Raw genomic sequence first — 13,798 nt, forward strand, 5'->3', positions numbered from 1 at the left:
ATTATCCCTTCTTTATCTATAAAATAATGCTTTTCAGCTGTGACACGTTTTGAGATAAAACGCTGTGTTTGCCTAAATAATCAAGCAATGAGCTGATTAAAAAGGTTCTCGGTTGGTCCTTTGACAGTTCTTGACTCAGCAGTTCAAACGCAGAGAGGAGATCGTCCTTTTCTTCTCCGTTTGATAGTGTGTGAAGCTCTTGTTTTATTTTTGTTAAGTACGAGATGACAAGCTTTTCTTCATCATATTCTTCCTGTGTGGAAAGCAAATAAGAGTCCATCAGCTGATCTGTTAGCACAGGCTCAATGGAGCAAGGCTTTATTGATACACGGTCCATCACACCGATGATCATTTCGGCGGCATTTTCTAATTGGATGTTCTTGTGCTCAATCGCCAACATCAAGATGAATTCTCTCATTAATCCGTTGAGGACAATCACAAGATCCCACACATAAGGCGCAACAGATTCACCATATGTGCTTAAAATGATGTCTCTGTGTCGCTGCATGATAATGGAGCGTGTCTCACGTAAATGCTTAATGACGATGGGCGAATGCTGTGAAAAAGCTTCAAAGGACAGCATATTCAAAAATTTATGATTCTCTTTAAACTCTTCAAGCTCAAGCTTAATCTTTTTTGTGAATTTTTCCTTTTTGGACAGCGTCGTTTCGGAATGAATGATCTGAGAAATCTCTCTCATTTTGCGCTGATTGTATTTAATCAGTTCCAATAGAAGAGCTTCCTTTGAATCAAACAGTTTATAAATAGACGCTTTTGATATTTTACAGGCATCAGCAATTGACTGCATGGAGACACTCATATAGCCTTTTTGAGAAAATAATTTCTTCGACACCCGCAAAATCTCTTCTTGCTTTTCGTTCATCTTCATAAGTCCTTTCCGAATCGGCAAAACCATATGGTCACAATGGAAACCGAGTGGTCACTTTTGCTATGATAACAAAACCAATGGCACATGACAAGAAAATGAACTTAAAAAAATACATGTCAGAATGACATGTATCCGATTGTTGACAAAGGGCTAAAATGAACTTGATTTTAGCCCTTTGTCTTTTTTGTCATAGGCGAGTAACGAGATTGTATGTTAGAACAAAATACGATACATTTATCGTATGAATAATCCAAATCATCCAACCCAAGAAAACATGAGACTCATTTCTGTGCTGCAAGCATTGGCTGACCCTGTTCGGCTGGAGATTGTCCGCTGCTTAGCAGAAGCGGGTGAGAGAACATGCGGTACGTATCATATGAACATTGCCAAGTCCACGCTGTCGCATCACTTTAAAGTACTAAGAGAGGCAGGCATCGTGAAAGTGAGAATTGACGGGAAGCACCGTTACTACTCTCTCAGAAAGGCTGACATTGATTCCGCTTTTCCAGGCCTCTTGTCATCCGTTTTAGCTGTAGACAAGGAGCGGTGGTAAGAGAATCTTGCATCAACAAAACAAATCCCCAAGGCATTGTAACCTTGGGGATTTGTGATGCGTCTCGTGTAAAATGAATTAGGCCAATGAATGATCCATAGACAGATGGACAATGTCATAAATGTGAATCTGCTGCTCTATATTCTCTGGTAATGAGTCCAGAAAAGAATATTTGACGCACTTCCATTTATCGGGGTTATATACGATGACTTCACCCTTATTGTCGTTAAAATGGGAAAAGAGATGGGCGATATCTAGGTTTTCCAGGCAATCAGTAGGATGAATCGTTACATACTCTTCAAGAACGAATGTGCTACGATGAAAATCATGTGTTAAATGAACGGAATACGTGACGCCAATATTGATTTGTTTCCAGCCAAAAGAACGTAAAATATGATCAAATGACCCCTTAAACACAAAATCCGTCATGCCCTCAGATTGTTTCCAAATATACAATGGGCAATAGCCATTGTGTAAACTCCTATGTTTGTCTTTTTCAGTGATCAAATAAGCTTTAAATAATAAATCCTGATATCCATCTGTTTTCCATCCATTGTTTCGTACTCTTTTTCTAATGAGATTCATATCATAATCCGCAGGCAGATCCACATGATACTGCATGGCATGCATTGAAACACTCCCTTTCAATAGCCATCATAATCGACTTCAAACCAGTTGAATAATACATATTTGTGTTATTGTTATCACAAAAAGTGATAGGTGATCATGATGAATATAAATGATTTGATTATTTTTATAGAGGTGTATCAAAAAGAATCAATTAATCAAGCGGCTAAAGCTTTAGGGTATGCGCAATCCAATATTTCTCAAAGAATCAAAGCGCTTGAAACTTTATATGATGCAACATTTTTTATCCGGCATCATCATGGAATCAGTTCAACAGGACAGGGGGATTTATTTTATCAATACGCTCAAAAAATCGTAAAAGAAACGAAGTCCATTCAACAAAAATTGACTTCAAAGAAAAAGAACGTTTTATGCTCTGAACTTCTATTTAACGTTTTATACGAGCAACATGTTTTAGAGGATATTCAAGCCACTGATTTTATCATTGCTTCATCAAGTACGATCAACAAAAAGTTAACAGAGGATGTGTATGATCAAATTATTTCTTTTAATCAAATGGAAAAAGCGGAATATCAATTAAAAGAGGTAAAGAGCTTGGCATTGAACGTATATGGAAAATCTAAAGAAATATACGATGATGATATTTCATTGGTCGTGAATCGTGATCAGCTTTGCCCATTAAGACATGAGGCCACGCGTATGCTGGGTGATCGAACCCTATTTGAGTTAGATTCGTTTGAAGGAATGATCAAAATCGTTGAACAGGGAGATGGTATTGCGTTACTGCCAACCAACTTAAAAAGCCTTCAAACACTCGTGAAATTGCTAGAAAAAAATATTCACATCAACTATTACGTTTATGAAAGAATGTGATCGTAACACTCCTCTATGGGTTTAGTCCCGTCAAAGGAGCGCCACGATTCATCTACATGAGCTGTTTCATTTCCCATAAATCGAGTCATACAGGCGTTTCACCGCTGGCTTAATATCCTCTGGCCGCATATGAGAGAAACCGAGGACGAGTGGGACAAAGCCTTCTTTGTGACCAGGCACATGCTCATCAAGGGTAAAACGGTCCATCCCGTACATTTTCAGCTTTCGGTCTTTGGCGCGTTGTAAAATCTCATGCTGCGTCCGATCTGAGCGGAATTCTGCGATAAAATGCAGCCCTGCATTTTCCCCGATAATCCGTACATTGTCACGAAAGACAGTGTCGAGTTCTCCAATGAGCTGTTTTCGTTTTTCCTCATATAGCCCATTCATTCTTTTAATATGCCGCTGATAGGCGCCATCTTTTATAAAATAAAGAAGGGTGTATTGTGTAAAAAGATTGGCTGTTTGGATGAAAAAGTGCTGTTCTTCCTTATAGCGTCTTAATAAATGCTGCGGCAGCACCATGTAGCTGATCCTCAAGCCGGGCAGCAATGATTTCGAAAAGGTCCCCATATAAATGACTTTGTCATAGCGGTCAAGGCTCTGCAGCGCCGGTATGCTGTCTGTACCGTACTTAAATTCACTGTCATAATCATCTTCAATGATATAACGATCTGGCTGATCAGCTGCCCAGTTTAATAGCTGTATCCGCCTAGAAATCGGCATGATCACCCCTGTTGGGAACTGATGAGAAGGCGTAATGATCAACACATTTGGCTCTTTCTTCTGGATATCGCTCATCCGCACCCCTTTTTGATCAATGCCAATCGTTTCAATCCGGTGATGATTGTTTTTCAGCATTTGATACAGTCTGCGATAGCCGGGGTTTTCTAATCCGTATATTTGATCAGCTGGAAGGATGCTAGATAACGAATGAATGAGCGACTGTGTACCTGCACTTAAAATAAGCTGTTCAGGGTAGCATTTGACCCCTCGTGCAAGTCCAATCAGCCGGGCAATCGTTTCCCGCAGCTCATAGACGCCTTGTGGGTGCGGCAGCTCACCAAAGGCTTCTTGGTGGAGGTGAATCGCTTTTTGCTCACTTTTCAGCCAGCTTTTAAAAGGAAAATTGGCTGTATCAACAGAAATATGAGAAAAGGAATACCAGTCATCTCGCTCAATCGGATTCTCTTTTAAATCTGCTGGAAGGGAAGAGGGTTTCAGTTGACCTGATTCATGAAATGTTTCCAGTGATTCCACGAAAAAACCTTTCCGTTCAACTGAATATAAATATCCCTCGGCAAGCAGCTGCTGATAGGCGCCATTCACTGAGTTGACGCTGACGTGTAAAGTATCTGCTAACTCTCGTTTAGACGGTAATTGATCGTGCGGCTGCAGGTTGCGGTTTAAAATTTCCTCTTTAATTTTTGTATAAATTTGATGATAAATAAATCCGTTTTCCCCTGATTGATCTAGTTGAATTGTCAGCATCTCGCCATGTCATCCTCTCTGGTACCATGAAAAAAATGATATTGGTACTTTCTATCATACCAAAAAATATTCAGAATAATAAAAAAGACATAAAGGGGATGGATGACAATGAGTCAAACGACAACAAACCGTTTTTCAACAGAGGAATGGCAGGGGAAAAGAGATCAATACGTCGCAAGAGGCGTAAGTAATGGCAACCGTCATCTTGCAGCAAAAGGGAAGGGAGCCGAGCTTTTCGATATTGATGGCAATCGTTTTATCGATTTTGCAGGCGCCATCGGTACATTAAATGTAGGACACTCCCATCCAAAGGTTGTGGAAGCAGTCAAAGCACAGGCAGATAGCCTGATTCATCCAGGATTTAATGTCATGATGTACGAATCCTATATCGAATTGGCAGAAAAACTATGCCACCTCACACCAGGCGACCACGACAAAAAAGCCATTTTCTTAAATTCAGGTGCAGAAGCAGTTGAAAACGCAGTGAAAATTGCCCGTAAATATACGAAAAGACAAGCGGTTGTCTCATTTACAAGAGGCTTCCACGGAAGAACGAATATGACGATGAGCATGACAAGTAAGGTCAAGCCTTATAAATTTGGATTCGGACCCTTTGCATCAGAGGTGTATCAAGCGCCGTATCCTTATTACTATCAAAAACCTGAAGGATTAAGCGATGCAGCTTACGACGAATACATCATTGATCAGTTCAATCAATTCTTTGTCGCAACCGTTGCACCAGAAACAGTCGCTTGTGTGGTGATGGAGCCAGTCCAAGGGGAGGGCGGATTCATTGTACCATCGAAGCGTTTTGTCCAGCATGTCGCTTCATTCTGTCAGCAACATGGAATCGTATTCGTGGCAGATGAAATCCAAACAGGATTCGCTAGAACAGGGAAATACTTTGCGATTGAGCACTTCGATGTGGTGCCAGACTTAATCACTGTGTCAAAATCACTTGCAGCTGGCCTGCCGCTGAGCGGTGTTGTTGGCAGAAAAGAATTACTTGATGCAGCGGACCCAGGGGAGCTAGGAGGAACGTATGCTGGCAGTCCATTAGGCTGTGTGGCAGCTTTGGCTGTACTTGATATTATTGAAACAGAACAACTGAATGAACGATCTGAACACATTGGACAAGTCATTGAGGACAAAGCGAATGAGTGGAGAAGTAAGTACTCATTCATCGGGGAAGTCCGGCGATTAGGGGCAATGGCGGCCATTGAAATTGTGGAAGATCAAACAACGCGTACACCAGATAAGAAGACAGCCGCAGCGATTGCAGCCTATGCAAACAAGCACGGACTACTCTTATTAACGGCAGGGATCAATGGGAATATTATTCGCTTTTTAACACCACTTGTCATCACAGATGAGCTGCTGCAAGAAGGACTAGGGATTATCGAAGACGCCTTCACAGCACGCTAAACAACAAAGGGGGATGGTTGTATGCAAAAACAACAAATGGCTAAAACCATGTCGCAGTCAGACGTACTGTTTTTATCCATTGGTGCAATGCTTGGCTGGGGCTGGGTTGTACTTTCGGGAGATTGGATTTTAACAGCTGGATTTTTAGGAAGTGTGATTGCCTTTGTCATAGGGGGCATTCTCGTGATCTTTATTGGACTAACGTATGCAGAGCTTTCCTCTGCGATTCCAGAAACAGGCGGAGGACTCGTCTTTGTCCAGCGGGCATTTGGGATCAAATCAGCGTTTGTCTCCGCATGGGGCGTATTGTTCGGTTATGTGTCCGTAATTACGTTTGAAGCTGTCGCACTTCCGACAGTCATTGACTATGTCATTCCAACACAGCATGTTGGTTTCCTATGGAATATAGGAGGATGGGATGTTTACTTTACATGGGTGTTGATTGGATCTGGCGGTGCGCTGTTTTTAACAGCTCTGAACTACATTGGCGCAAAGCCTGCTGCCATTTTTCAATCGGTGTTCACAGTGGCCATTATCCTGACAGGTTTTCTTCTATTAGGCGGAGCTACATTTAATGGAGATTTTGCAAACCTTGAGCCGATGTTTCAAGGCGGGGTTGGCGGTCTGATGGCTGTGTTAGTGATGATTCCCTTTTTATTCGTTGGGTTTGATGTCATCCCGCAGGTAGCGGCGGAGATTAACGCACCGAAGAAGATCATCGGGAGAATTTTGATTATCTCCATTGTGAGTGCGGTTGTATTTTATCTGCTCATTGTCTTTGGAGTAGCGGCAGGATTGTCAAAAGGTCAGCTTGAGGCTTCATCACTGGCAACAGCAGATGCCATGGTACAGCTTCTTGGTCATCAGGCGTTTGGGACTGTGCTTGTCATTGGTGGTGTAGCAGGCATTGTGACGAGCTGGAATGCATTTATCATTGGTGCAAGCCGTATCCTCTATGCAATGGCGGAAAGAGGCATGATTTCCAAATGGTTTGCGTATATTCATCCGAAGTATAAAACACCGACAAATGCCATTTTGTTCTTAGGTGCATTGGCCTTTTTTGCACCATTACTAGGCCGACCTGCCCTCGTGTGGATTGTCAATGCAGGGGGTGTGGGCATCATCGTTGGGTATTTGATTGTGTCCATTGCCTTTATGAAACTTCGCAAGACAGAACCTGAGCTTGAGCGACCATACCGCATTAAATATTGGCGGACGACCGGCGTTTTAGCCATTGGACTTAGTTTCCTTTTTCTTTCATTTTATTTTCCAGGGATGCCGGCTTCCTTATCATGGCCAGCTGAATGGATTTTGCTTTTAGGTTGGGCACTCATTGGGTATATACTATATGTAATGAATCCAAGAACGAAGGAGAAGGTAGAGCATGACAAACGAACTCAAAGTGTATAATCCTGCAACCGGAGAAGAAATTGCCTCAGTTGCTCAGCATACAAAAGAACAGATTGAAGATGCGATCACTCGCTCACACAAAGCATTCAAAACATGGGCAAAAACGTCAGCCCATGAACGTGCAAATATCATTCGCAAATGGTTTGATCTCATGATCGAGCATAAAGAAAGACTTGCAAAAATCATCACAGAAGAAAACGGGAAGCCGTATCAAGAAGCATTAGGGGAAATCGTCTATGCCGCTGGATATATTGAATGGTACGCAGAGGAAGCAAAGCGGATTTACGGCAGAACGATCCCGTCTCATACGACAAACAAACGCCTATTTGTCACAAAACAGCCAGTCGGTCCTGTTGCGGCGATTACACCATGGAATTTCCCTGCGGCGATGATTACAAGGAAGGCTGCACCAGCGCTTGCGGCGGGCTGTACGTTTATCGTGAAACCCGCTGAAGACACGCCGCTTACGGCCATTGAGCTTGTCAAATTAGGCCATGAAGCCGGAATTCCAGAGGATGCCTTGCAATGGGTGATTGGAGATGGAAAAGAAGTGGGGGAAATCTTCACAGATAGTCCATTGATCCGCAAGATCACATTTACTGGCTCTACACCAGTTGGAAAACATCTCATCAAAAACAGTGCGAGCACAGTGAAACACGTTTCTATGGAACTTGGCGGTCATGCCCCGCTGATCGTAGATAAGGACGCCAACCTTGAATTGGCTGTGAAACAAGCAGTGGCATCTAAATTCCGTAATGCAGGCCAGACGTGTGTTTGTGCCAATCGCTTAATCGTCCATGAAGAAATTCATGAAGCATTTGCGCAAAGCTTCAGCAAAGAAGTGGAAAAGCTGAAAGTAGGAAATGGGTTTGAGGAAGGCACGTCCATCGGACCGATTATCAATAAGCGAGGCTTCGATAAAATTGTCGACCAAATTCAAGATGCCATGGATAAAGGGGCGAAAGTTCTTGTCGGCGGCGATACACATTTTGACGATGAGAAGTCGTATTATTTTGTTCAGCCGACGGTGCTAACTCATGTCGACCCTTCAATGAACATTATGCATGAAGAGACGTTTGGTCCAGTTGCACCCATTACGACATTTAGCACATTAGATGAAGCCATTGAATTAGCAAATGATACACCTTTTGGACTTGCGGCTTATTTCTTTACAGAGAATTACCGCAATGGTCTCTATATATCTGAGAATCTAGATTACGGGATTATTGGCTGGAATGACGGGGGACCATCCGCTGTGCAGGCACCTTTCGGCGGTATGAAAGAGAGTGGTATTGGTCGTGAAGGCGGCATCGAAGGCATCGAGCCTTATTTAGAAACGAAGTATGTGTCAATTGGTTTAGACGAATAACATGTGAAAAAGACTGTCCGAGAAGCCTCGGCAGTCTCAGCGTGTAGACAAACCCTCGCATTCGCCCGCAGTCCTGCGTGCTGGTGCTCACGAATGTAAAATTCGCTCCGCGCCAGTACTCGTCCTTCCTAGGGCTGCAAAGGTTTTCTATCACGTTGAAAAGGAAGACAAAGGGCTAAAATCAAGTTCATTTTAGCCCTTTGTCAACAATCTGTGACTGTCCGAGAAGGCTCGGCAGTTTTTTTTATGTTAAACAGCCGGTGGGAAAAGTTGATCCACCGTTTCTTTTGTTTCTTTGAGAATCTCGTGGATGTCGTCTGCAGATGCTTGTTCCATGCTGCTGAATAAGAGCCGTTCGACTGGCTGAACGCCGATCAGATCGAAGGCGGCTGTATCTGTCGTCATGTGATGGCTGGGGGTGATGATCATATTTGAATCAAGAAAGGTCCTCGGTGCATCATGCGTATTAATAATGACCCCTTTTTTGTCTCGAAGCAGATTTTTCACCACTCCGTTTTCATTGATCTCATACGCAAACCCCTCTGAAAAAACGCGCTCCACATAACCCTTTAGCATCGCCGGCAAGCCTGTCCACCATATTGGAAAGATAAACGTGAGGACATCAGCTTGTTGAATCAGCTTCTGCTCTCTTTGAACCGGTACCGGCACATGTCCGTTTCTCATGGCAACCTTTTCTGCTGTTGTCAGCTCTGGCGGAAAGCCAATGCTATACACATCACGAACCGTCACATCATGACCATTGTTCAAAAGAGTGCTTACAACAAGATCTAATAGGGTTTGATTTAAGCTTTGCTGGGGATGAGCAAATATGATTAGATGGTTCATCTCATAGCCTCCTAGGTGGTCATGTGTCTCATTATGGCATGCACGAGTATCCTATTCAATCCTATATTGGAAATGATAGGTTGGGAAAATAAAAAGCGACCGCTTGAAAAAACGATCGCTCATGTAAGGCTTATTTCTTTCTAAAAGCAAGTCCAAGTGCAATTAATGCCACAACTAAGGCTGCAATGGACAGACCAAGAACAAGTGGTGAAGAAGAAGAAGAGGCTGTTTCAGATGCCTTTTCTTCTTTTGGTTTTTCTTGACCATGTGAATCCGTTACGGTATTAGACGCAACAATGTTTGTGATCGAATGAGGCTTATCAGCGTCCTTGTCGCCAGTCCATTCAACTACTGTTCCATCCTTGTAATATTGATAGGCATCCCATGCCGCTTCGCCGGCTTTTTCAGGGTTTTTTGCGACAAACACGAATTGCTGGAACTGGCCAGCAAGGACACCATCGCCAGTTGCTTCCCAAGTGACTCTTGTGACTTTTCCGTTTTTCTCTTCAGTTGTTGTTTTCCAGCCAGGCACTGGCTCGTATTGCTGGAATTCTACGCCTTTAGGCATCGTGATGACAACCTTTGTTGTCGGACTGTCGCTTTCAGAAGGTACTTTTAACGTATAGGTTTCCCAAGCATTCGTTGCAGATGTATCAGGTTTGACTGTCACGTGTGCACTCACAGGAATCGCCAGTAAAAATGAAGCGAGAAGCATTGGTAATAAAGCTTTAAAGTATTTTTTCATATGATATGAACTCCTTTTAGTTTCTTCTAATGAATGTCGTATCGATGTTGTCAAAAGAACCAGTTAATGCATGAATCTCAATTTTCCAAGTGCCTTTTTCATTTAGTAAGAGGTTTTCAGCCGAGAAGTGTCCATTCTTTAATCGTTTCAGCTGAAATTCGTTTGGTGTTTCATCACCGAACAAGGAGACTTTGTGGATCTTAGCTGTCACTGATTGAATGTCTGTGATCGTTTGTCCATCCTTCTTCGTAAATGCCACCTCGAACGTGTTTTTACCTGGAGCATTCGGGGTAATGCTCAAAGACACAAGGTCACGATGCTCCACCTGATTGGCTCCAAAGAATGGCTCTGGTGCAGGCGGCGGAGGGCTTGGGATATTGGTGAATACGGCTGTTAATAGTAAAATAGCGATCCCAATGATCCACTCTGCTCGTAAAGATACGTTTCGTTTCTGCTTCTTTTCCCATCTCAGCATCAAATAATGGACGAGCCCAAGAAGACCCATGATGATAAATAAACCAAGTTTGATTAAGAAGGTGCGTCCATAAGCTGATTGGAAAAGGGCATCAAATGATTGCAGAATAAAAATCGCATTCACAAACCCAGAAAACACAATCAGTCCAACTGAGAGCAGTGCCCACGGATGAAAAGCTGTCAGGGTGCTGCGTATGAGCGGCTGATCTTCATTTGGCAGTTTCTTCATCAAAAGAAGGACAATGGCTGTTAAACCGCCGACCCAAATAGATGCAGAAACGAGATGAATGAAGTCAAGTGACGTTGTCAGTATTTTATTATCTGTAGCGGCTGGATGACCGATTTGTGCTTTCAGCCAAAGGAGCACAGTGAAAATGAGCAGCGGGAACAGCCATACCCGGAAGGAAGTGAAGTTTCCTTTTTTCATCGCCACAATCGTCCAGATCGTCAGTAGAACAAATGACGCCATTAGCATCATCCACAGACTCCCGCCCGAAGTCGACGCAATGGTTTCTTGTAAAAGCGATGGTTGAAATGCTCCTAAAAAGGACACGTCTGCCGCTGATTTAGTTTGAATCGGCAGCTGGAACAAGAGTGCTCCGCCCATCATGATCAGTGAAACAGTTAAGAGTCGCTTCATTCGCCGAGCTAAAACGTCGGTTATGACCGCTTTAAACCATAGAAGCCCAAATAAAATGGTTCCAAGAAATAAGCTGAATGACGTATACAGAAAGGCTTTGTCAATGGTTGAAGCCATGTCGATGGATTCACTTGATTGTCCTTGATCTAATTGATCAAATCCTCCATCCGCTTTTCCGATACTAAACGGAATCATGCCAGACACAGAGTGCCCATCGGCTGATACCGCATTCCACTGAATGGTGTAAATGCCTTTAGGTAAATTCTTTTTTAAAGCTGCTTCCATGATCTTTTGCTCTTTGATGACCGTATCTCCTTGATCTACACGATCCCCTTTTGCATTGAACACCTTAATGGCATGAAATCCACTTTCGATTCCTTCACTAAAGGTGATCGAGACTGCAGGAGGCTGCTGATCCAGCTCTTCATTTGCTACTGGATTTGAGCTCACCACATATGCATGAGCAAATGCTTCTTTTGGAATGAAAAATGAGAACATGAAGAGAAGCAGCAGAAGCCACTTACTATATTTGAACAATGTGAATAACCGCCTTTCTACCTATGAAAATGTCTCATGTATCAGAAAGAAAGCGGCAGTAAACTGTGAGTCACAGAAAAAACCGCTCTTTCTATTGTACCGCCCACTCTAAAAGGTAAACGAAACAAATAGCAAGATGGTTCACTTTTTCTGTGTCATGTCTGCGCAGACATTTCTTGTTTAAATAGGTTTGATCAATATAAGCCTATTCGATTTAAGAAGAGGAAACAAGAAGTGACGATTTGAAAGTTGTGAAATTCCAATGAATTTTGCGCCAAAACAACAGTAAATTCAACCTTTTACCCCGCTATCATCTATGGTATGCCGAGAAGTGTCACATCATTTTTCAATTTTGTCACACACTAAGTGACAAAGTGACATTTAGTTTCAATTGAAGGGAAAGTGAAAGCGTTTTACGATAGGTATAAGGGCTTCACTGACTCTTGTTCTTATATCTTTTGACCTATAAAGCCCGAAATAAAGGGAGAGAAGAAAGGGGTTTTCATAGATGCAGAAAAAAAGCGGATTCCGCGTGAAAGTACAGCGCTTTGGAAGCTTTTTAAGTGGTATGATCATGCCGAATATTGGAGCGTTTATTGCTTGGGGAATTATTACGGCTTTGTTTATGCCAAAGGGTTACGTTCCAAATGAACAGTTAAATACACTCGTAGGACCGATGATTAATTACTTGCTTCCGCTATTAATTGGTTACACAGGCGGTAAGCTCGTTTATGATCACCGAGGTGGGGTGCTTGGTGCAACCGCTACAATTGGGATGATTGTCGGTCCTGATATCCCTACTCCAATGTTTCTAGGCGCAATGATCATGGGACCACTTGGCGGTTATCTCATTAAGAAAATCGACCAGCTGTTTAAAGACCGAATCAGATCAGGCTTTGAAATGCTGATTAATAACTTTAGTGCAGGTATTCTAGGTGCCATTTTAGTCGTCATTGCTTTCTACGCCATTGGACCAGTTGTACTTGGTCTAAATAAAGCCCTTGCGGCAGGTGTAGATATCATTGTGAATGCACATTTGCTTCCGCTGGCAAGTATTTTCATTGAACCAGCAAAAGTCTTGTTCTTAAACAATGCGATTAACCAAGGGATCTTAGGTCCGTTAGGGGTCGAGCAAGCAGCGAAGACAGGGCAATCTGTTCTGTTCTTGCTTGAAACAAACCCAGGGCCAGGCTTAGGTGTGCTTCTTGCGTATATGTTCTTTGGAAGAGGAAATGCGAAACAGTCTGCACCAGGTGCCATTGTCATTCAGTTCTTAGGAGGAATCCATGAAATTTACTTCCCGTACATCTTAATGAAACCAAAACTCATTTTGGCTGTCATTGCAGGGGGAGCAAGTGGTGTCCTGACGTTCACATTATTAAATGCAGGATTAAAAGCTGTGCCGTCACCAGGAAGTATTATTGCGCTTATGCTGATGTCTCCAAAAGGCGGTCACCTTGTCGTTTTAGCAGGTGTTGTCGTAGCAGCTATCGTATCGTTCCTTGTCGCATCGGTCATTTTGAAAGCATCTAAAGAAGTTGACGAAGATTTAACAGCAGCAACAGAAAAGATGCAGGACATGAAAGGCAAGAAAAGTGCAGCAGCCGCTGCTCTTACGGCACAAAAAGAAGACGCTCAAGCAAACGAGCAAGCAGCATCTCCAAGTGACGTCAATCCAGATGATGTGAACAAAATCATCTTTGCCTGCGATGCAGGGATGGGTTCAAGTGCAATGGGTGCGTCCATTCTGAAAAACAAAGTGAAAAAGGCAGAGCTTGATATCGATGTGACAAACACATCTATCAGCAACATCCCAGATGATGCGGATGTGGTCTTTACTCATAAAGATTTAACAGACAGAGCCAAGGCAAAGCTGCCAGGCGCTGTGCATATCTCAGTGGATAATTTCTTAAACAGCCCGAAATATGATGAGCTAATTGAGAAATTGAAAAAATAAC

At 42.8% G+C, this 13,798-nt stretch carries 12 protein-coding genes; 6 read left to right on the top strand and 6 right to left on the bottom strand.

Translation table 11 applies throughout. The features are described 5' to 3' along the window. Positions 1 to 16 precede the first annotated feature (16 nt). Positions 17 to 883, bottom strand: coding sequence for a TetR/AcrR family transcriptional regulator (locus EBQ12_RS11980; protein WP_008347242.1), 867 nt, complete (start codon positions 881 to 883; stop codon positions 17 to 19). 247 nt (positions 884 to 1,130) lie between these two features. Between EBQ12_RS11980 and EBQ12_RS11985 the strand changes: the two genes are divergently transcribed. After that, positions 1,131 to 1,442, top strand: coding sequence for an ArsR/SmtB family transcription factor (locus tag EBQ12_RS11985; protein WP_125590151.1), 312 nt, complete (start codon positions 1,131 to 1,133; stop codon positions 1,440 to 1,442). Between the two features lie 78 nt (positions 1,443 to 1,520). Here EBQ12_RS11985 and EBQ12_RS11990 read toward each other — a convergent pair whose 3' ends face one another. Further along, positions 1,521 to 2,072: a DUF4865 family protein gene (locus EBQ12_RS11990; RefSeq protein WP_125590153.1), complete on the bottom strand. Its 552-nt coding sequence runs from the start codon at positions 2,070 to 2,072 to the stop codon at positions 1,521 to 1,523. Positions 2,073 to 2,171: 99 nt separating this feature from the next. Here EBQ12_RS11990 and EBQ12_RS11995 point away from each other — a divergent pair, with 99 nt between their 5' ends. Continuing rightward, on the top strand, positions 2,172 to 2,903 hold the full coding sequence (locus EBQ12_RS11995; RefSeq protein ID WP_125590155.1) for a LysR family transcriptional regulator: 732 nt from the start codon (positions 2,172 to 2,174) through the stop codon (positions 2,901 to 2,903). Between the two features lie 66 nt (positions 2,904 to 2,969). Here the strand turns inward: EBQ12_RS11995 and gabR are convergent, their stop codons facing one another. Next, positions 2,970 to 4,394 carry a MocR-like transcriptional regulator GabR gene (gene gabR / locus EBQ12_RS12000; RefSeq protein WP_125590157.1) on the bottom strand — a complete coding sequence of 475 codons (1,425 nt, stop codon included), beginning with the start codon at positions 4,392 to 4,394 and terminating at the stop codon, positions 2,970 to 2,972. A gap of 108 nt (positions 4,395 to 4,502) precedes the next feature. Here gabR and gabT point away from each other — a divergent pair, with 108 nt between their 5' ends. Genes gabT through EBQ12_RS12015 form a run of 3 tightly spaced genes read left to right on the top strand, consistent with a single transcriptional unit; the run spans position 4,503 to position 8,598 of the window. Further along, positions 4,503 to 5,819 carry a 4-aminobutyrate--2-oxoglutarate transaminase gene (gene gabT, locus EBQ12_RS12005; RefSeq protein ID WP_017358513.1) on the top strand — a complete coding sequence of 439 codons (1,317 nt, stop codon included), beginning with the start codon at positions 4,503 to 4,505 and terminating at the stop codon, positions 5,817 to 5,819. Positions 5,820 to 5,840: 21 nt separating this feature from the next. After that, on the top strand, positions 5,841 to 7,229 hold the full coding sequence (locus tag EBQ12_RS12010) for an APC family permease (RefSeq protein ID WP_008347228.1): 1,389 nt from the start codon (positions 5,841 to 5,843) through the stop codon (positions 7,227 to 7,229). After that, positions 7,204 to 8,598, top strand: coding sequence for an NAD-dependent succinate-semialdehyde dehydrogenase (locus EBQ12_RS12015; RefSeq protein WP_076822678.1), 1,395 nt, complete (start codon positions 7,204 to 7,206; stop codon positions 8,596 to 8,598). Before EBQ12_RS12010 ends, EBQ12_RS12015 begins: the two co-directional genes overlap by 26 nt. Before the next feature lie 249 nt (positions 8,599 to 8,847). On the opposite strand, the gene EBQ12_RS12025 is transcribed toward EBQ12_RS12015, so the two are convergent. The 3 genes from EBQ12_RS12025 to EBQ12_RS12035 form a co-directional block, all read right to left on the bottom strand. Next, positions 8,848 to 9,444, bottom strand: coding sequence for an NAD(P)H-dependent oxidoreductase (locus EBQ12_RS12025; protein WP_007498130.1), 597 nt, complete (start codon positions 9,442 to 9,444; stop codon positions 8,848 to 8,850). 130 nt (positions 9,445 to 9,574) lie between these two features. Next, entirely contained in the window at positions 9,575 to 10,189 is a 615-nt protein-coding gene (locus EBQ12_RS12030) for a YcnI family copper-binding membrane protein (protein ID WP_035703851.1), read from the bottom strand. Between the two features lie 16 nt (positions 10,190 to 10,205). Beyond that, a complete protein-coding gene (locus tag EBQ12_RS12035) occupies positions 10,206 to 11,840 on the bottom strand; it encodes a copper resistance CopC/CopD family protein (RefSeq protein WP_125590159.1) in 1,635 nt (544 codons plus the stop codon). 508 nt (positions 11,841 to 12,348) lie between these two features. Here EBQ12_RS12035 and EBQ12_RS12040 point away from each other — a divergent pair. Continuing rightward, positions 12,349 to 13,797 (top strand): PTS mannitol transporter subunit IIBC, encoded by a 1,449-nt coding sequence (locus EBQ12_RS12040; protein ID WP_125590161.1) that lies wholly within the window; start codon positions 12,349 to 12,351, stop codon positions 13,795 to 13,797. Position 13,798 lies beyond the last annotated feature (1 nt).

The sequence above is a fragment of the Bacillus sp. 2B09 genome, assembly GCF_003946835.1.
Taxonomy (GTDB): domain Bacteria; phylum Bacillota; class Bacilli; order Bacillales; family Bacillaceae; genus Bacillus; species Bacillus altitudinis.